The 17,247-nt window shown below is 57.9% G+C and carries 16 protein-coding genes; all 16 read left to right on the top strand.

What is annotated here, in order from left to right; translation table 11 throughout:
* Positions 1–265 precede the first annotated feature (265 nt).
* Genes RTP97_RS13900 through wcaJ form a run of 16 tightly spaced genes read left to right on the top strand, consistent with a single transcriptional unit; the run spans position 266 to position 17,237 of the window.
* Positions 266–1,405, top strand: coding sequence for a polysaccharide export protein (locus tag RTP97_RS13900; RefSeq protein ID WP_312414608.1), 1,140 nt, complete (start codon positions 266–268; stop codon positions 1,403–1,405).
* Between the two features lie 5 nt (positions 1,406–1,410).
* On the top strand, positions 1,411–1,854 hold the full coding sequence (gene wzb, locus RTP97_RS13905; protein ID WP_312414610.1) for a low molecular weight protein-tyrosine-phosphatase Wzb: 444 nt from the start codon (positions 1,411–1,413) through the stop codon (positions 1,852–1,854).
* A gap of 2 nt (positions 1,855–1,856) precedes the next feature.
* Entirely contained in the window at positions 1,857–4,019 is a 2,163-nt protein-coding gene (wzc, locus tag RTP97_RS13910; protein ID WP_312414612.1) for a tyrosine-protein kinase Wzc, read from the top strand.
* A 28-nt stretch (positions 4,020–4,047) separates the two neighbouring features.
* Positions 4,048–4,893, top strand: a complete 846-nt coding sequence (gene wcaA / locus RTP97_RS13915; protein ID WP_312414614.1) for a colanic acid biosynthesis glycosyltransferase WcaA — start codon at positions 4,048–4,050, stop codon at positions 4,891–4,893.
* Positions 4,893–5,384 (top strand): colanic acid biosynthesis acetyltransferase WcaB, encoded by a 492-nt coding sequence (gene wcaB, locus RTP97_RS13920; RefSeq protein ID WP_312213183.1) that lies wholly within the window; start codon positions 4,893–4,895, stop codon positions 5,382–5,384. Before wcaA ends, wcaB begins: the two co-directional genes overlap by 1 nt.
* Complete coding sequence (gene wcaC, locus RTP97_RS13925; RefSeq protein ID WP_312414616.1) at positions 5,381–6,598, top strand: colanic acid biosynthesis glycosyltransferase WcaC; 1,218 nt, start codon at positions 5,381–5,383, stop codon at positions 6,596–6,598. Before wcaB ends, wcaC begins: the two co-directional genes overlap by 4 nt.
* Complete coding sequence (wcaD, locus tag RTP97_RS13930) at positions 6,573–7,793, top strand: colanic acid polymerase WcaD (RefSeq protein ID WP_312414618.1); 1,221 nt, start codon at positions 6,573–6,575, stop codon at positions 7,791–7,793. The genes wcaC and wcaD overlap by 26 nt, the downstream gene beginning before the upstream one ends.
* Before the next feature lie 12 nt (positions 7,794–7,805).
* On the top strand, positions 7,806–8,552 hold the full coding sequence (wcaE, locus tag RTP97_RS13935; protein ID WP_312414620.1) for a colanic acid biosynthesis glycosyltransferase WcaE: 747 nt from the start codon (positions 7,806–7,808) through the stop codon (positions 8,550–8,552).
* A gap of 15 nt (positions 8,553–8,567) precedes the next feature.
* A complete protein-coding gene (gene wcaF / locus RTP97_RS13940; RefSeq protein ID WP_312213175.1) occupies positions 8,568–9,116 on the top strand; it encodes a colanic acid biosynthesis acetyltransferase WcaF in 549 nt (182 codons plus the stop codon).
* A gap of 27 nt (positions 9,117–9,143) precedes the next feature.
* Positions 9,144–10,265 carry a GDP-mannose 4,6-dehydratase gene (gene gmd / locus RTP97_RS13945; protein WP_042389850.1) on the top strand — a complete coding sequence of 374 codons (1,122 nt, stop codon included), beginning with the start codon at positions 9,144–9,146 and terminating at the stop codon, positions 10,263–10,265.
* A 2-nt stretch (positions 10,266–10,267) separates the two neighbouring features.
* The gene (locus tag RTP97_RS13950; protein WP_312414624.1) at positions 10,268–11,233 is read left to right on the top strand and encodes a GDP-L-fucose synthase; all 966 of its coding nucleotides are present in this window, start codon (positions 10,268–10,270) and stop codon (positions 11,231–11,233) included.
* A gap of 2 nt (positions 11,234–11,235) precedes the next feature.
* A complete protein-coding gene (locus RTP97_RS13955; RefSeq protein ID WP_312414627.1) occupies positions 11,236–11,709 on the top strand; it encodes a GDP-mannose mannosyl hydrolase in 474 nt (157 codons plus the stop codon).
* Positions 11,706–12,929 (top strand): colanic acid biosynthesis fucosyltransferase WcaI, encoded by a 1,224-nt coding sequence (wcaI, locus tag RTP97_RS13960; protein WP_312414630.1) that lies wholly within the window; start codon positions 11,706–11,708, stop codon positions 12,927–12,929. Before RTP97_RS13955 ends, wcaI begins: the two co-directional genes overlap by 4 nt.
* Positions 12,926–14,368, top strand: coding sequence for a mannose-1-phosphate guanyltransferase (cpsB, locus tag RTP97_RS13965; RefSeq protein ID WP_312414684.1), 1,443 nt, complete (start codon positions 12,926–12,928; stop codon positions 14,366–14,368). The genes wcaI and cpsB overlap by 4 nt, the downstream gene beginning before the upstream one ends.
* A 54-nt stretch (positions 14,369–14,422) precedes the next feature.
* Positions 14,423–15,793: a phosphomannomutase CpsG gene (gene cpsG / locus RTP97_RS13970; RefSeq protein ID WP_312414633.1), complete on the top strand. Its 1,371-nt coding sequence runs from the start codon at positions 14,423–14,425 to the stop codon at positions 15,791–15,793.
* 49 nt (positions 15,794–15,842) lie between these two features.
* Positions 15,843–17,237, top strand: a complete 1,395-nt coding sequence (gene wcaJ / locus RTP97_RS13975) for an undecaprenyl-phosphate glucose phosphotransferase (protein ID WP_312414636.1) — start codon at positions 15,843–15,845, stop codon at positions 17,235–17,237.
* Positions 17,238–17,247 lie beyond the last annotated feature (10 nt).

Consider the following 17,247-nt stretch of genomic DNA (forward strand, 5'->3'; position numbering starts at 1 on the left):
GCGTTAACGCGCTACTTTACTAAACTATTTTCCCGTTGTCCTGCCCGGCGTTGTCTGCCCGTGGTTTAACGTTATGTCTCTGGATCATAAGGGGTATTAATCACCTTCGCTAATACTATCAGTCGGCTGCATTTGACCAGGCGCTTTTTAGGACTGATGCCAGTTATATTTAACAGACATTAAATGCATTCTGTTAAATGTGCGGCGAAAGCAGCGCTATTTAAATTGCACAGGATAATTACTCTGCCAAAGTGATAAATAATCAATGATGAAATCCAAAATGAAATTGATGCCATTATTGGTATCTGTGGCCTTGATGAGTGGTTGCACGGTTTTCCCCGGAAGCAATATGACCACAATGGGTAAGGATGTGATTAAACAGCAAGATGCTGATTTCGATCTCGACCGCATGGTGAATGTTTATCCTTTGACTCCCCGACTGGTAGAACAGCTTCGACCCCGACCCAACGTCGCCCAACCCAACATGTCGCTGGACCAGGAGATCTCCAGCTACCAGTACCGCGTTGGACCGGGTGACGTTCTCAACGTCACCGTCTGGGATCACCCGGAGCTGACGACTCCCGCAGGACAGTACCGCAGCTCCAGCGACGCCGGTAACTGGGTTCAGCCCGACGGCACCATGTTCTACCCCTACATTGGCAGAGTCCACGTCGTGGGCAAAACCCTTGCTGAAATCCGCAGTGATATTACCGGCCGCTTAGCGCAGTACATCGCCGACCCGCAGGTGGACGTTAATATCGCCGCTTTCCGCTCGCAGAAAGCCTATATCTCCGGGCAGGTCAATAAATCGGGCCAGCAGGCCATTACTAACGTGCCGCTCACCGTGCTGGATGCGATTAACGCCGCCGGCGGCCTGACCGATACCGCCGACTGGCGCAACGTAGTGCTTACCCATGAGGGCCGCGAGCAGCGCATCTCTCTCCAGGCGCTGATGCAGAACGGCGACCTCAGCCAGAACCGCCTGCTCTATCCAGGGGACATTCTGTTTGTACCGCGCAATGACGACCTGAAAGTGTTCGTGATGGGCGAAGTGAAAAAACAGAGCACCCTCAAGATGGACTTCAGCGGCATGACCCTGACCGAAGCGCTGGGCCAGGCCGAAGGTCTGGATCTCACCGCCTCCGACGCCAGCGGCATCTTTGTGATCCGTCCGCTGAAAGGCGAGGGTGGCCGCAGCGGCAAGATGGCCAATATTTACCAGCTCGATATGTCCGATGCCACTTCGCTGGTGATGGCGACGGAGTTCCGCCTTCAGCCTTACGACGTGGTCTACGTCACTACCGCGCCGGTTACTCGCTGGAACCGTCTTATCAATCAGTTGCTGCCGACGATCAGTGGCGTTCGCTACATGACCGACACCGCCAGCGACGTTCACAACTGGTAATGCTCATGTTTAACAAAATTCTGGTGGTATGCGTGGGCAACATCTGCCGCTCTCCAACGGGAGAGCGTCTGCTGAAACACTATCAGCCCGCTCTGACGGTGGAGTCTGCCGGACTGGGGGCGCTGGTAGGGAAAGGCGCGGACGCCACGGCGACCAGCGTGGCAGAGGATCACCAGCTGTCGCTGTCCGGGCACAGCGCCCGGCAGATCAGCGGGCGGATGTGCCGGGAGTATGACCTGATCCTGGTGATGGAGAAGCGCCATATTGCCGCGCTGTGCGAAATCGCACCGGAGATGCGCGGCAAGGTGATGCTGTTCGGCCACTGGGACGGCGAGCGCGAGATCCCCGATCCCTACCGCAAAAGCCGCGAGGCCTTTGAGGCCGTCTACACCTTACTCGATCGCTCGGCCCGCCAGTGGGCGCAGGCGTTGCACGTTCAGCAGGGATAACCATGACAGAAAAATTACACCATGCTGCTGCCCCACAGACGGGCGGTGATGAGATCGATATCGGCCGCCTTGTAGGAACCGTTATTGAGGCGCGCTGGTGGGTGCTGGGCATTACGGCCCTGTTCGCGCTGGCGGCGGCAATCTACACCCTGTTTGCCACCCCTATCTATAGCGCCGACGCGCTGGTGCAGATTGAGCAGGACGCTGGCGGCTCGCTGGTGCAGAACCTCAACAGCGCGCTCTCCAATAAGCCCCCCGCCTCGGATGCAGAGATCCAGCTGATTAAGTCGCGAATGGTGCTGGGCAAAACGGTTGACGATCTGGATCTTGATATCGGCGTGACGAAAAACACCTTCCCGATCTTCGGCGCAGGCTGGGATCGCCTTCAGGGCCGGCAGAATGAGACTGTTAAGGTGACCACCTTTACGTTACCCAAAGGCGCGAGCGGGCAGATCTTTACCCTCAGCGTGTTGGGGCCGAAACAGTATCAGCTGACCAGCGACGCCGGGTTTAGCGCCCGTGGCGAAGTCGGCAAGCTGCTGCAGAAGGAGGGGGTGACCTTCGAGGTTAGCGCTATCCAGGCGACAGAAGGCAGCGAGTTTACGGTAACGAAATTCTCCACGCTGGGCGTAATTAACAATCTGCAAAACAATCTCTCGGTCACCGAGAACGGTAAAGATACCGGCGTACTGAGCCTGAGCTTTACTGGGGAGGATCGCAACCAGATCCGCGCCATTCTCAACAGCATCACCCGTAACTATCTGGCGCAGAACGTTGAGCGTAAGTCGGAAGAGGCGGCGAAAAGCCTGGCCTTCCTTGCGAAACAGCTACCGGAAGTGCGGGCGAATCTCGATGAGGCGGAGAACAAGCTTAATGCCTTCCGTCAGGATAAGGATTCGGTAGACCTGCCGCTGGAGGCGAAGGCGGTGCTGGACTCAATGGTTAACATTGACGCCCAGCTTAACGAGCTGACCTTCAAAGAGGCGGAGATCTCCAAACTCTATACCAAAGCGCACCCGGCCTACCGCACGCTGCTGGAGAAACGCCGCGCGCTAGAGGAGGAGAAGGGCCGTCTCAGCGGGCGCGTCTCCGCGATGCCTAAAACCCAGCAGGAGATTGTGCGCCTGACCCGTGACGTGGAGTCCGGCCAGCAGGTTTATATGCAGCTGCTGAATAAACAGCAGGAGCTGAAGATCACCGAGGCCAGCACGGTAGGGGATGTGCGTATTGTCGATCCGGCTATCGATCAGCCCGGCGTGCTGAAGCCGAAGAAGGCGCTGATTATTCTCGGCAGCATTATTCTCGGCCTGATGCTCTCCATCGTTGGCGTACTGCTGCGCTCGCTGTTTAACCGCGGTATCGAAAGCCCGCAGGTGCTGGAGGAGAACGGCATCAGCGTCTACGCCAGCATTCCGCTCTCCGAGTGGCAGAAAGCCCGTGACAGTGTTACCACCAGCAAAGGCAGCAAGCGCTTCAAGCAGAGCCAGCTGCTGGCGGTAGGCAACCCAACCGATCTGGCCATCGAAGCGATCCGCAGCCTGCGTACCAGCCTGCACTTTGCCATGATGCAGGCCAGCAATAACGTACTGATGATGACCGGGGTCAGCCCGTCGATCGGTAAAACCTTCGTCTGTGCCAACCTGGCGGCGGTGATCAGCCAGACCAACAAGCGCGTGCTGATGATCGACTGCGACATGCGCAAGGGCTACACCCATGAGCTGCTCGGGACCGATAACGTCAACGGCCTCTCTGACATCCTGGCAGGGCAGGGGGATTTCTCCACCTGCGTGAAACCCACCGCCATTACCCATTTCGATCTGGTGCCGCGTGGCCAGGTGCCGCCTAACCCCTCTGAGCTGCTGATGAGCGAGCGTTTCTCGCAGCTGCTTGAGTGGGCCAGCAGCCGCTACGACCTGGTGCTGATCGATACCCCGCCGATCCTCGCGGTGACCGATGCGGCGGTAGTGGGGCGTCATGCCGGCACCACCCTGATGGTGGCGCGCTATGCGGTTAACACCCTGAAAGAGGTGGAGACCAGCCTGAGCCGCTTTGCGCAGAACGGCATTCAGGTAAAAGGCGTGATCCTGAACTCTATCTTCCGTCGGGCGACGGGATATCAGGACTACGGCTATTACGAGTACGAATATAAGTCGGACTCCAAGTAAGACCTACAGGCAACCCCGGGGACAAGAAATGACAATAGCCAATTACCCAACGATCTCTATTTATATGCCGACATGGAATCGTCAGCAGCTGGCGATCCGCGCTATCAAGTCGGTATTACGCCAGGACTATCCGCACTGGGAGATGATCGTCGTCGATGACTGCTCGGCAAACTACGAGCAGCTTGAGCAGTACGTTGCGGGCCTTAACGATCCGCGCGTAACCTACGTCCGCAACCCGTTCAACTCCGGGGCCTGCGCGGTACGCAACCAGGCCATTTTGCAGGCGCGGGGGCACTACATCACCGGTATCGACGACGACGACGAGTGGACGCCGAACCGCCTGTCGGTGTTTCTTGAGCATAAGCACCAGCTGGTGACCCATGCCTTCCTCTATGCCAACGACTACGTTTGCGAGGGAGAGGTTTATGCCCAGCCAGCCAGTTTGCCGCTCTATCCGAAATCTCCCTATTCGCGGACGCTGTTCTACAAGCGCAACATTATTGGCAACCAGGTCTTTACGCTGGCGTCGCGCTTTAAGGCCTGTCTGTTTGACGTCGAGCTGAAGGCAGCTCAGGACTACGACATCTTCCTGCGGATGGTGGTGGAGTACGGCGAGCCGTGGAAGGTCGAGGAGGCGACGCAGATCCTGCACATCAACCACGGGGAGATGCAGATCACCACCTCGCCGAAGAAGTTTTCCGGCTACTTCCACTTCTATCGCAAGCATAAAGATAAGTTCGATCGTGGCAGTAAGAAGTATCAGCTCTTTACGCTCTACCAGATCCGCAACAAGCGGATGACCCTGCGTACGCTGCTGACCCTGTTCTCTCTGCGCAACGGCAAGCGCCTGGCTTATGGGCTACGGAGTAAATAATGCGCCTGGAGGATTTTCGCGCTAACCACTGGAGCCTGCGCCCCTGCTGCATGGTGATGGCCTACCGTATCGCGCATTTTTGCTCGGTGTGGCGCAAAAAAAGCGTCATTAACAATCTGTGGGCCGCGCCAGTGCTGCTGCTCTACCGCTTTATTACCGAGTGCCTGTTTGGCTATGAGATCCAGGCTGCGGCCACCATCGGACGGCGTTTTACCATTCATCACGGCTATGCCGTAGTGATCAACAAAAACGTCGTGGCCGGGGATGACTTCACCATTCGCCACGGCGTCACCATCGGCAACCGGGGCGGGGAGAGCCTGGCCTGTCCGGTGATTGGTAACGGCGTAGAGCTGGGGGCGAACGTGGTCATTATTGGTGATATCACCATTGGCAACGGCGTCACTATCGGTGCCGGCAGCGTGGTGCTGGACAGCGTGCCGGATAACGCGCTGGTGGTAGGAGAGAAAGCACGCGTGAAGGTGAGCAAATGAATATTTTACAGTTCAACGTCCGCCTGGCCGAAGGGGGCGCGGCTGGCGTGGCGCTCGACCTGCACCAGCGGGCGTTACAGCAGGGGATGCGCTCGCGCTTTGTGTACGGCTACGGCAAGGGCGGCAAGAAGAGCGTCAGCCATGACAGCTATCCAGAGGTGATCAAGCACACGCCGCGCCTGACCTCGATTGCCAACCTGGCGCTGTTTCGCCTCTTCAATCGCGATATCTTTGGCGATCTCAACGACCTTTACCTTGAGGTGATCCGCTCCCAGGGGCCGGTGGTGCTGCACTTCCACGTTATGCACAGCTACTGGCTGAAGCTGGAAAAGGTAGTGGCGTTTTGCCAGCGGGTCACCGCCAGCCGAGGTGATGTCACCCTGGTCTGGACTCTGCACGATCACTGGAGCGTCACCGGGCGCTGCGCCTTTACCGACGGCTGCGAAGGATGGAAAAACCACTGTCAGACCTGCCCGACACTGGATAACTATCCCCCCGTGAAGGTGGATCGCGCCCACAGTCTGATAGCGGGCAAGCGCCGTCTGTTTAGCGAAATGATCGCCCTCGGATGCCACTTCATCTCCCCCAGCCAGCACGTGGCCGACGCCTTTAACAGTATCTATGGCAAGGACCGCTGCAAGATCATCAATAACGGCATCGATGTCGCCACCGAAGCGATCCTCGCCGAGCTGACGCCGGTAGAGCACGTCCAGGGGGCACCAAAAATTGCCATTGTCGCGCACGACCTGCGCTACGACGGCAAAACCAATCAGGCGCTGGTGCAGAAGATGATGGCCCTTGGCAAGGGCATTGAGCTGCACACCTTTGGCAAGTTCTCACCCTTCGAAGGGGAGAACGTTATCAACCACGGCTTTTTGACCGACAAGCGCCAGCTGATGAGCGAGCTGAACCAGATGGATGCCCTGGTGTTTAGCTCCCGGGTCGATAACTATCCGCTGATCCTGTGCGAGGCGCTGTCGATTGGTGTGCCGGTCATTGCTACCCACAGCGATGCGGCGCAAGAGGTGCTGCGCAAATCCGGCGGCATGACCTTTGACGAGAAGACGGTGCTGGCGCTGGTTCAGCGGCCAAAAGCGGAGATTGCCGAGGCAGTGTTTGGCACCTCGCTGGAGGCGTTCCGGGCGCGCAGCCGTCAGGCCTATAGCGGAGAGCAGATGCTGGAGGAGTATGTCGCGTTCTATCAGAGTCTGTAGCTATCTGCTGCTGCCGCTGACCTATCTGCTGGTCAACGTCAAAATCGCCCAGCTGGGGGAGAGCTTCCCCATCACCATCGTCACCTTTTTACCGGTGCTGCTGCTGCTGTTTGTCGATAAGATCAGCGTGAAGAAGCTGCTGATTGCGCTGGGGATCGGTGCCGGGCTGACCGTCTTTAACTACCTGTTTGGTCGGTCGTTTAACGCCAGCAAATATGCCACCTCCACGCTGCTGTTTATCAACATCGTGATTATTATCGGCATGGTGTGGAGCATCCGCTTTAAGGTTGTCTCGCCCCACAACTACCGTAAGATCCTGCGCTTCTTCTACATGGTGGTGGGGCTGATAGTGACCCTGGCGGCGATGGAGATGGCGCAGATTATTCTCTCCGGCGGCAGCAGCCTGATGGAGACGATCTCGAAATATCTGATCTACTCCAACAGCTACGTGCTGAATTTTATCAAGTTCGGCGGGAAGCGAACCACGGCGCTCTATTTCGAACCGGCTTTCTTCGCTCTGGCATTAATCTCAATTTGGCTCAGTATCAAACAGTTTGGTATCAAGACCCCTAAAACTGATGGTATGATTCTGGCAGGGATAGTTCTTTCAGGTTCTTTCTCCGGCGTAATGACCTTTATTCTGTTTTATTTGCTGGAGTGGGCGTTTCAGTATCTGAATAAAGAGGCGATTAAGAAAAAGCTGCCGCTGGCAATAATATCGTTAGCCGTTTTTATGGTCGGTATCGTTTTTGCATTTCCGTATATTTCCGAACGACTCGGCGATCTCGGTACGGAAGGCTCCTCTTCCTATTATCGAATCATCGGTCCGCTGGCGATGGTTGGCAGCGCATTAACCAATATCGATGGCGCAGTACGTTTTGGATCGCTTTATGAATATGTTGCATCATTCGGAATCTTTAACGGTGCGGACGTCGGAAAAACAATAGACAATGGCTTGTATCTGCTGATTATTTATTTTTCATGGTGCGCTGTAGTACTGACCGTATGGTACATGAGTAAAGTCTTAAAAATGATGATCAACGCATTTGGTAATAATCAGAATTATCGTGTTCAGCTTTATCTTTTTATGCCGGTATCGCTCTTTTTTACCGGTTCGATTTTTAGCCCGGAATACGCGTTCTTGATCGTTTGCCCGTTTATTTTGCGCAAGGCGCTAAATATTACTCAATCCTGACGAGGTAAAAACATGCTGCTCAGTGTCATTACCGTTGCCTTCCGTAACTCTGCGGGCGTGGTGAAAACGCATGCCTCACTGGCCCACCTGGCACGGGCAAAAGATATCACCTTTGAGTGGATTGTGGTGGACGGTGGCTCTAACGATGGCACCCGTGAATTTTTAGAAAATCTCAACGGCGAGTATAACTTACGCTTTGTAAGCGAGCGGGATAACGGCATCTACGACGCCATGAACAAGGGCGTTGCGCTGGCCGAAGGGCGCTTTGCCCTGTTCCTCAACTCGGGCGATATCTTCCATGAGGATGTTGCCGACGTGGTTCGCCAGCTGGCGGACGAGCGTGAAAAGGCGATGTATATTGGCGACGCGCTGTTGGACTTTGGCGATGGGACAAAAATACGCCGCAGCGCCAAGCACGGCTGGTATATTTATCACAGCCTGCCCGCCAGCCACCAGTCGATCTTTTTCCCGGTGAGCGGCTTAAAAACCTATCCCTACGATCTGCAATATAAAGTTTCATCGGATTACGCGCTGGCCGCGAGAATGTTTAAAGCGGGTTATCCTTTTAAACGTGTAAAGGGGTTGGTGTCTGAATTTTCCATGGGCGGTGTCTCAACGTCTAATAATCTTGAGCTGTGCCAGGATGCGCGAAAGGTCCAGCGTAAGATATTGCGCGTGCCCGGCTTCTGGGCGCAGCTCTCCTATTTCTTACGCGTACGTACCACCGGAAAGACGAAAGCCTTATATCACAAAGCCTAAATATAAGGGATAACCATGCAGGATTTAAAAGGATTCTCGGTGCCGAAAGGGTTCCGGGGGGCGGGAGCTATTAAGGTCCAGCTGTGGTGGGCGGTACAGGCGACGTTATTTGCCTGGTCGCCGCAGATAATGTATCGCTGGCGAGCTTTTTTATTGCGGCTGTTTGGCGCAAAAATCGGAAAAAACGTAGTCATCCGTCCGTCGGTAAAGATTACCTATCCGTGGAAATTAACCCTCGGAGACTATAGCTGGGTAGGAGACGAAGCCGTTTTATATACGCTGGGTGAGATTACCCTCGGCGCTAATTCGGTAGTGTCACAAAAGTGTTATTTGTGTACCGGCAGTCACGACTATTTAAGCGCGCATTTTGCTATTAACGCGACGCCTATTGTGATTGGCGAGAAGTGCTGGCTGGCAACGGATGTGTTTGTTGCCCCAGGGGTCACGATTGGTAACGGCACGGTGGTAGGGGCGCGGAGCAGCGTTTTTAAATCGCTACCGGCCAACGCCGTCTGCCGTGGCAATCCCGCAGTGGTGATACGCGAACGCGTAGAAACTGAATAATTTCTGATAAGTCTGGAGAAAATAACTATGTCTAAAGTCGCTCTCATCACCGGCGTGACCGGGCAGGATGGCTCTTATCTGGCGGAACTGCTGCTGGAGAAAGGCTATGAGGTTCACGGCATCAAACGTCGCGCCTCTTCGTTTAACACCGAGCGCGTGGACCATATCTACCAGGATCCGCACGCCAGCAACCCGAAATTCCATCTGCACTATGGCGATCTGACCGACAGCTCCAACCTGACGCGTATCCTGCAGGAAGTGCAGCCGGATGAGGTTTACAACCTGGGGGCGATGAGCCACGTAGCGGTCTCCTTTGAGTCCCCGGAGTATACCGCCGACGTTGACGGCATGGGCACCCTGCGCCTGCTGGAGGCGATCCGCTTCCTCGGCCTCGAGAAGAAAACCCGTTTCTACCAGGCCTCCACCTCCGAGCTGTATGGCCTGGTGCAGGAGACCCCGCAGAAAGAGACCACCCCGTTCTACCCCCGTTCGCCGTATGCGGTGGCGAAGCTCTACGCCTACTGGATCACCGTTAACTACCGTGAGTCCTACGGCATGTACGCCTGCAACGGCATCCTGTTCAACCATGAATCCCCGCGCCGCGGCGAGACCTTCGTAACCCGTAAAATCACCCGTGGCATTGCCAACATTGCCCAGGGCCTCGAGTCCTGCCTCTATCTCGGCAACATGGACTCCCTGCGTGACTGGGGCCATGCCAAAGACTACGTGAAGATGCAGTGGATGATGCTGCAGCAGGATCACCCGGAAGATTTCGTTATCGCGACCGGCGTGCAGTACTCGGTGCGCCAGTTCGTTGAGATGGCTGCCGCTCAGCTGGGTATCAAGCTGCGCTTTGAAGGCACCGGCGTAGACGAGAAGGGCATCGTGGTCTCCGTTACCGGTCACGACGCACCGGGCGTGAAGGCGGGCGATGTGATTGTTGCCGTCGATCCGCGCTACTTCCGTCCGGCAGAGGTAGAGACCCTGCTCGGCGATCCGACCAAGGCGCACGAGAAGCTGGGCTGGAAGCCGGAAACCACCCTGCAGGAGATGGTCTCTGAGATGGTCGCCAAGGATCTGGAAGCCGCTAAGAAACACTCGCTGCTGAAGTCCCACGGCTACGAGGTTGCCATCGCGCTGGAGTCCTGAGCATGAGTAAACAACGTATCTTTGTAGCTGGCCATCGCGGCATGGTGGGGTCAGCTATCGTGCGCCAGCTGGAGCAGCGCGGTAACGTCGAGTTGATCCTGCGCACCCGTGATGAGCTGAACCTGCTGGATGCGGCCGCCGTTAACGCTTTTTTCGCCGACCAGCGGGTCGATCAGGTCTACCTGGCGGCGGCGAAGGTGGGCGGTATTGTGGCGAACAATACCTATCCGGCTGACTTCATCTACGAAAACATGATGATCGAGAGCAACATCATTCACGCTGCGCATACGCACGGCGTGAACAAGCTGCTGTTCCTCGGCTCCTCATGTATCTATCCGAAGCTGGCGACCCAGCCGATCGCCGAGAGCGAGCTGTTGCAGGGTACTTTGGAGGCCACTAACGAGCCGTACGCCATTGCCAAAATTGCCGGGATCAAGCTGTGCGAATCCTACAACCGTCAGCATGGCCGCGACTATCGCTCGGTGATGCCGACCAACCTGTATGGTCCGCACGACAACTTCCACCCGAGCAACTCCCACGTGATCCCGGCGCTGCTTAGGCGCTTTCACGAGGCGGCCGAACAGAACGCTACCGACGTGGTGGTGTGGGGCAGCGGCACGCCGATGCGTGAGTTTCTTCACGTCGATGATATGGCTGCGGCCAGCATCCACGTAATGGAGCTGGATCGTGAGGTGTGGCTGGAGAACACCGAGCCGATGCTGTCGCACATCAACGTCGGGACCGGGGTTGACTGCACCATCCGCGAGCTGGCGCAGACGCTCGCACAGGTGACGGGCTTTAAGGGCCGGGTGGTCTTTGACGCCTCGAAACCTGATGGCACGCCGCGCAAGCTGCTGGACGTGTCGCGTCTGCACGCGCTGGGCTGGCGTCATGAGATCTCGCTCGAGCAGGGGCTGGCCAGCACCTACCAGTGGTTCCTTGAAAACCAGCACCGGTTCCGGGGGTAGGCATGTTTTTAAGTCAGGAAGATTTTGCCACCGTAGTGCGCGCCACGCCGCTGATCTCTATCGATCTGATCGTTGAGAATGCGGATGGTGAGTTTCTACTGGGCAAGCGGACCAACCGCCCGGCGCAGGGCTTCTGGTTTGTACCCGGCGGACGCGTGCAGAAAGATGAGCCGCTGGCCCAGGCGTTTGAGCGCCTGACGCTGGCCGAGCTTGGTCTCCGCCTGCCGCTGGCGGCGGGGGAGTTTTACGGCGTCTGGCAGCACTTCTATGACGACAACTTCTCCGGGACTGACTTCAGCACCCACTACATCGTGCTCGGCTTCCGCCTGAAGGTCAACCAGGCGGATCTGGCCCTGCCGGATGCGCAGCACGAGGACTACCGCTGGCTGACGCCAGAGGCGCTGGTCGCGGATGAGAAGGTGCACGACAACAGCCGGGCGTACTTTGTCGCCGACCGTCAGGCGGTTGGCGTATGAAAATATTAGTTTACGGCATCAACTACTCGCCGGAGCTTACTGGCATCGGCAAGTATACCGGCGAGATGGTGGAGTGGATGGCCCGCCAGGGCCATGACGTACGGGTCATCACCGCGCCGCCCTACTATCCGGAGTGGAAGGTAGGCGAACGCTACTCGGCCTGGCGCTATCGCCGGGAAGAGGGGGCGGCGACCGTCTGGCGCTGCCCGCTCTATGTCCCGAAGCAGCCCTCGACGATCAAGCGTCTGGTTCACCTCGGCAGCTTTGCCCTCAGCAGCCTCTTTCCGCTGCTGGCCCAGCGCCGCTGGAAGCCGGATCGCATCATTGGCGTAGTGCCGACGCTGTTCTGCACGCCGGGGATGCGCCTGCTGGCAAAACTCTCCGGGGCGCGCACGCTGCTGCATATTCAGGACTACGAGGTGGACGCCATGCTCGGTCTGGGAATGGCGGGCAAAGGCAAGGGCGGTAAGGTGGCGAAGCTGGCCAGCGCCTTTGAGCGCAGCGGCCTGCTCGGGGTGGATAACGTCTCCACCATCTCCCGCTCGATGATGAATAAAGCCCGGGAGAAGGGCGTCGCTGAAGAGCGGGTCATCTTCTTCCCCAACTGGTCGGAAGTGGCACGCTTTCGCGACGTCAGCGAGCGCGAGGTAGCCCAGCTGCGCACCTCTTTCGGTCTGCCGGACGATAAAAAAATCATTCTCTACTCCGGCAACATTGGCGAGAAGCAGGGGCTGGAGAGCGTCATCGAGGCCGCAGCGCGTCTGCGTGCCGAGCCGTGGCTGTTTGTGATTGTCGGCCAGGGCGGCGGTAAGGCGCGGCTGGAAAAGCTGGTCGCCGAGCGCGGGCTGGATAACGTCACATTCTTCCCGCTGCAGCCCTACGAGGCGCTACCGGCGCTCTTGAAAATGGGCGACTGCCATCTGGTGATCCAGAAGCGCGGCGCGGCGGACGCGGTGCTGCCCTCCAAGCTAACCAATATTCTGGCGGTGGGCGGTAACGCGGTGATTACTGCCGAAGCGGATACCGAGCTGGGCCAGCTCTGCACCGCATTTCCGGGCATTGCCGTCTGCGTAGAGCCGGAGTCGGTCGACACGCTGGTGAGCGGAATCGAGCAGGCGCTGGTCATGCCAAAAAACAACACGGTGGCACGTGAATATGCCGAACGCACGCTCGAGAAAGAGAGCGTGTTAAGCCAATTTATTGCCGATATCCAGGGATAATCATGAATCAAACAACCCTTTTTCCGGTAGTCATGGCTGGCGGCTCGGGTAGCCGCCTGTGGCCGCTCTCCCGCGTGCTCTACCCTAAACAGTTTCTTTGCCTGAAGGGCGAGCTGACGATGCTACAGGCGACGATTAACCGCCTGAACGGCGTTGAGTGTGAAAGCCCGGTGGTGATCTGCAACGAAGAGCATCGCTTTATTGTTGCCGAGCAGCTGCGTCAGCTCAACAAGCTGACCGAAAACATCATTCTCGAACCGGCGGGCCGCAACACCGCGCCCGCCATCGCGCTCGCGGCGCTGGCCGCACAGCGCAACAGCCCTGACGCAGATCCGCTTCTGCTGGTGCTCGCTGCTGACCACGTGATCCAGCAGGAAGAGGCGTTCCGCGACGCGGTGCGTGCGGCAATGCCCTACGCCGAAAGCGGCAAGCTGGTGACCTTTGGCATCGTGCCGGATCTGCCGGAGACCGGCTACGGCTATATCCGCCGCGGCGAGGTGAGCCAGGGCGGGATCGATGCCGTCGCCTTTGAAGTGGCGCAGTTTGTCGAAAAACCCAATCTGGAAACGGCGCAGGCCTACGTCGCCAGCGGCGAATACTACTGGAACAGCGGCATGTTCCTGTTCCGCGCCGGACGCTATCTCGACGAGTTAAAGCGCTTCCGCCCGGACATTCTCGAAGCCTGTGAAAACGCCATGCGCACGCTCGATCCGGATCTCGACTTTATCCGCGTCGATGAAGAGGCGTTTTTAGCCTGTCCCGAGGAGTCGGTGGACTACGCGGTGATGGAGAAGACCGCCGATGCGGTGGTGGTCCCGATGGATGCAGGCTGGAGCGACGTGGGCTCCTGGTCCTCGCTGTGGGAGATCAGCCCCCATACGCCGGAGGGAAACGTCCATCACGGCGACGTCATCAGCCACAAAACCGAAAATAGCTACGTCTACGCCGAATCCGGGCTGGTGACCACCGTCGGGGTCAAGGATCTGGTGGTTGTCCAGACCAAAGACGCGGTGCTGATCGCCGACCGCAACGCGGTGCAGGACGTCAAAAAGGTGGTCGAGCAGATTAAGGCCGACGGCCGCCATGAGCACCATATACACCGCGAGGTTTACCGTCCGTGGGGCAAATATGACTCCATTGACTCCGGCGATCGCTATCAGGTGAAACGTATCACCGTTAAGCCGGGAGAGGGACTGTCGTTGCAGATGCACCACCACCGGGCCGAGCACTGGATCGTGGTGGCGGGCACGGCGAAGGTGACCATCAACGATGAGATCCGTCTGATCGGCGAGAACGAGTCGGTCTACATCCCGCTGGGTGCGACCCACTGCCTGGAGAACCCCGGCAAGATCCCACTGGATCTGATTGAGGTGCGCTCCGGCGGCTATCTCGAAGAGGACGACGTGGTGCGCTTTGAAGATCGCTACGGGCGAGTTTAGTACGCATTAACTCTGCCCGGCGGCGCTGCGCGTACCGGGCCTATGGAGGCCATTATGGAAAAATTAACCTGTTTTAAAGCCTACGATATTCGCGGCAGGCTGGGCACGGAGCTCAATGAAGAGATCGCCTGGCGCATTGGCCGTGCCTATGGCGAATACCTGAAGCCGCAGACCATCGTGCTGGGGGGCGACGTGCGCCTGACCAGCGAGGCGCTGAAGCTGGCCCTGGCGAAGGGGCTGCAGGACGCCGGGGTGGACGTGCTCGACCTCGGCCTGTGCGGCACGGAGGAGATCTACTTCGCTACCTTCCATCTCGGTATCGATGGCGGTATCGAAGTGACCGCCAGCCACAACCCGATGGACTACAACGGCATGAAGCTGGTGCGCAAGGGCGCATGCCCCATCAGCGGCGATACCGGCCTGCGCGACGTCCAGCGTCTGGCAGAGTCCAACGACTTCCCGCCGGTTAACCCGGCGAAGCGCGGCAGCTATAAGCAGATTGATCTGCGCGACGTCTATATCGACCACCTGCTGGGCTATATCGATATCGCCAATCTCAAACCGTTGACGCTGGTGATCAACTCGGGCAACGGCGCGGCGGGGCCGGTAATTGACGCCATTGAGGCGCGTTTCCAGGCGCTGAAGGTGCCGGTGACCTTTATCAAAGTGCACAACACCCCGGACGGCAACTTCCCGAACGGTATTCCCAACCCGCTGCTGCCGGAGTGCCGGGACAGCACCCGCAACGCGGTAATTGAGCACGGTGCCGATATGGGCATCGCCTTCGACGGCGACTTTGACCGCTGCTTCCTGTTCGACGGCGACGGCCAGTTTATCGAGGGCTACTACATTGTTGGCCTGCTGGCCCAGGCGTTTCTGGAGAAGCACCCTGGGGCGAAGATCATCCACGATCCGCGCCTCTCCTGGAACACGGTAGACGTGGTGACCCAGTCCGGCGGCACGCCGGTGATGTCGAAAACCGGCCACGCCTTTATCAAAGAGCGGATGCGCGCCGAGGATGCGATCTACGGCGGTGAGATGAGCGCTCACCACTATTTCCGCGACTTTGCCTACTGCGACAGCGGCATGATCCCCTGGCTGCTGGTCACCGAGCTGCTGTGCCTCTCCGGCCAGCCGCTGTCGGCGCTGGTACGCGATCGCATGGCGGCGTTTCCGGCCAGCGGGGAGATCAACCGTACCCTCAGCGAACCGGCGCAGGCTATCGCTCGCGTAGAGCAGCATTTTGCCAGCGGAGCGCAGGAGGTTGACCGTACCGACGGCCTCAGCGTTGCCTTCCCGACGTGGCGCTTTAACCTGCGCTCCTCCAACACCGAGCCGGTAGTGCGCCTGAACGTGGAGTCATGCGGTGACGTCTCGCTGATGGAGGCGAAGACGCAGGAAATTCTGGCGCTGCTCGACAGGTAGCCATTGCGAGCCCTCTCTCCGGAGAGGGCATTAATTAACAGGAACAACGATGACAAACTTAAAAAAGCGCGAGCGAGCCAAAACGAATGCATCGTTAATCTCTATGGTGCAGCGATTTTCGGACATCACTATCCTGTTTGGCGGGCTTTGGGTGGTCTGTAAGGCATACGCCTTACCCTTTTTCTATCTGCATCTGCTGATGGCGCTCATGGCGCTGGTGGTTTTCCAGATGATTGGCGGTATGACCGATTTCTACCGCTCATGGCGCGGGGTGAAGATCTCTACCGAGCTGGTGCTGCTGCTGCAAAACTGGACCCTGAGCCTGATTTTTAGCGCCGGGCTAATGGCCTTCAATTCTGATTTTAATGACGACTTCTCGCTGTTTCTTGCCTGGTACGTGCTGAGCAGCATCGGTCTGGTGGTCTGCCGCTCGCTGATCCGCTTCGGTGCAGGCTGGCTGCGCAATCGAGGGTATAACACCCGGCGTGTCGCCATCGCGGGCGATCTGCCGGTGGGCCAGATGCTGCTGGAGAGCTTCCGCAATGAACCGTGGCTGGGCTTCGAGGTGTTGGGCGTCTATCACGACGTGAGCCCCGAAGGGGTCTCGGCGGACTGGGCGGGCACTATTGAGCAGCTGATTGAGGATGCCAAGGCAGCCAAAATTCATAACGTCTATATCGCCATGTCGATGAACGACGCCGCCAGCATTAAAAGGCTGGTGAACGAGCTGGCGGATACCACCTGCTCGGTGATCCTGATCCCGGACGTCTTTACCTTCAATATCCTGCACTCGCGTATTGAGGAGATGAACGGCATTCCGGTAGTGCCGCTGTACGACACGCCGCTCTCTGGCCTGAACCGGGTGCTGAAGCGCGTTGAGGACATCGTGCTGTCGTCGCTGATCCTGCTGATGATCTCCCCGGTGCTGCTGAGCATTGCCGCCGCCGTGAAGCTCACCTCGCCGGGTCCGGTGATCTTCCGCCAGACCCGCTACGGCATGGACGGCAAGCCGATCATGGTGTGGAAGTTCCGCTCTATGAAGGTGATGGAGAACGACAGCGTGGTCACCCAGGCGACGCAGAACGATCCCCGCGTTACCCGCGTCGGCAACTTCCTGCGCCGTACCTCCCTCGACGAGCTGCCGCAGTTTATTAACGTTCTGACTGGTGGCATGTCGATTGTTGGTCCGCGCCCGCACGCCGTGGCGCATAACGAGCAGTACCGGACGCTGATCCAGGGTTACATGCTGCGCCATAAGGTCAAGCCGGGCATTACCGGCTGGGCGCAGATCAACGGCTGGCGTGGAGAGACCGACACCCTGGAGAAGATGGAAAAACGGATCGAGTTCGACCTCGAGTACATTCGCGAATGGAGCCTCTGGTTCGATATCAAGATCGTTTTCCTGACCATTTTCAAAGGCTTTGTTAACAAAGCGGCCTACTGAGTGAGCACAC

It is taken from the genome of Pseudescherichia sp., assembly GCF_031998825.1.
Classification (GTDB): Bacteria; Pseudomonadota; Gammaproteobacteria; order Enterobacterales; family Enterobacteriaceae; genus Pseudescherichia.

Bases quoted from the DNA above. Each gene is read 5' to 3' on its own strand.
- wcaE (WP_312414620.1), top strand. From the start codon at position 7,806: ATGCTGCTCAGTGTCATTACCGTTGCCTTCCGTAACTCTGCGGGCGTG.
- wzb (WP_312414610.1), top strand. From the start codon at position 1,411: ATGTTTAACAAAATTCTGGTGGTATGCGTGGGCAACATCTGCCGCTCT.
- wcaD (WP_312414618.1), top strand. From the start codon at position 6,573: ATGTCGCGTTCTATCAGAGTCTGTAGCTATCTGCTGCTGCCGCTGACC.
- wcaF (WP_312213175.1), top strand. From the start codon at position 8,568: ATGCAGGATTTAAAAGGATTCTCGGTGCCGAAAGGGTTCCGGGGGGCG.
- wzc (WP_312414612.1), top strand. From the start codon at position 1,857: ATGACAGAAAAATTACACCATGCTGCTGCCCCACAGACGGGCGGTGAT.
- RTP97_RS13955 (WP_312414627.1), top strand. From the start codon at position 11,236: ATGTTTTTAAGTCAGGAAGATTTTGCCACCGTAGTGCGCGCCACGCCG.
- RTP97_RS13900 (WP_312414608.1), top strand. From the start codon at position 266: ATGATGAAATCCAAAATGAAATTGATGCCATTATTGGTATCTGTGGCC.
- wcaI (WP_312414630.1), top strand. From the start codon at position 11,706: ATGAAAATATTAGTTTACGGCATCAACTACTCGCCGGAGCTTACTGGC.
- wcaB (WP_312213183.1), top strand. From the start codon at position 4,893: ATGCGCCTGGAGGATTTTCGCGCTAACCACTGGAGCCTGCGCCCCTGC.
- wcaC (WP_312414616.1), top strand. From the start codon at position 5,381: ATGAATATTTTACAGTTCAACGTCCGCCTGGCCGAAGGGGGCGCGGCT.
- cpsG (WP_312414633.1), top strand. From the start codon at position 14,423: ATGGAAAAATTAACCTGTTTTAAAGCCTACGATATTCGCGGCAGGCTG.
- gmd (WP_042389850.1), top strand. From the start codon at position 9,144: ATGTCTAAAGTCGCTCTCATCACCGGCGTGACCGGGCAGGATGGCTCT.
- wcaA (WP_312414614.1), top strand. From the start codon at position 4,048: ATGACAATAGCCAATTACCCAACGATCTCTATTTATATGCCGACATGG.
- RTP97_RS13950 (WP_312414624.1), top strand. From the start codon at position 10,268: ATGAGTAAACAACGTATCTTTGTAGCTGGCCATCGCGGCATGGTGGGG.
- wcaJ (WP_312414636.1), top strand. From the start codon at position 15,843: ATGACAAACTTAAAAAAGCGCGAGCGAGCCAAAACGAATGCATCGTTA.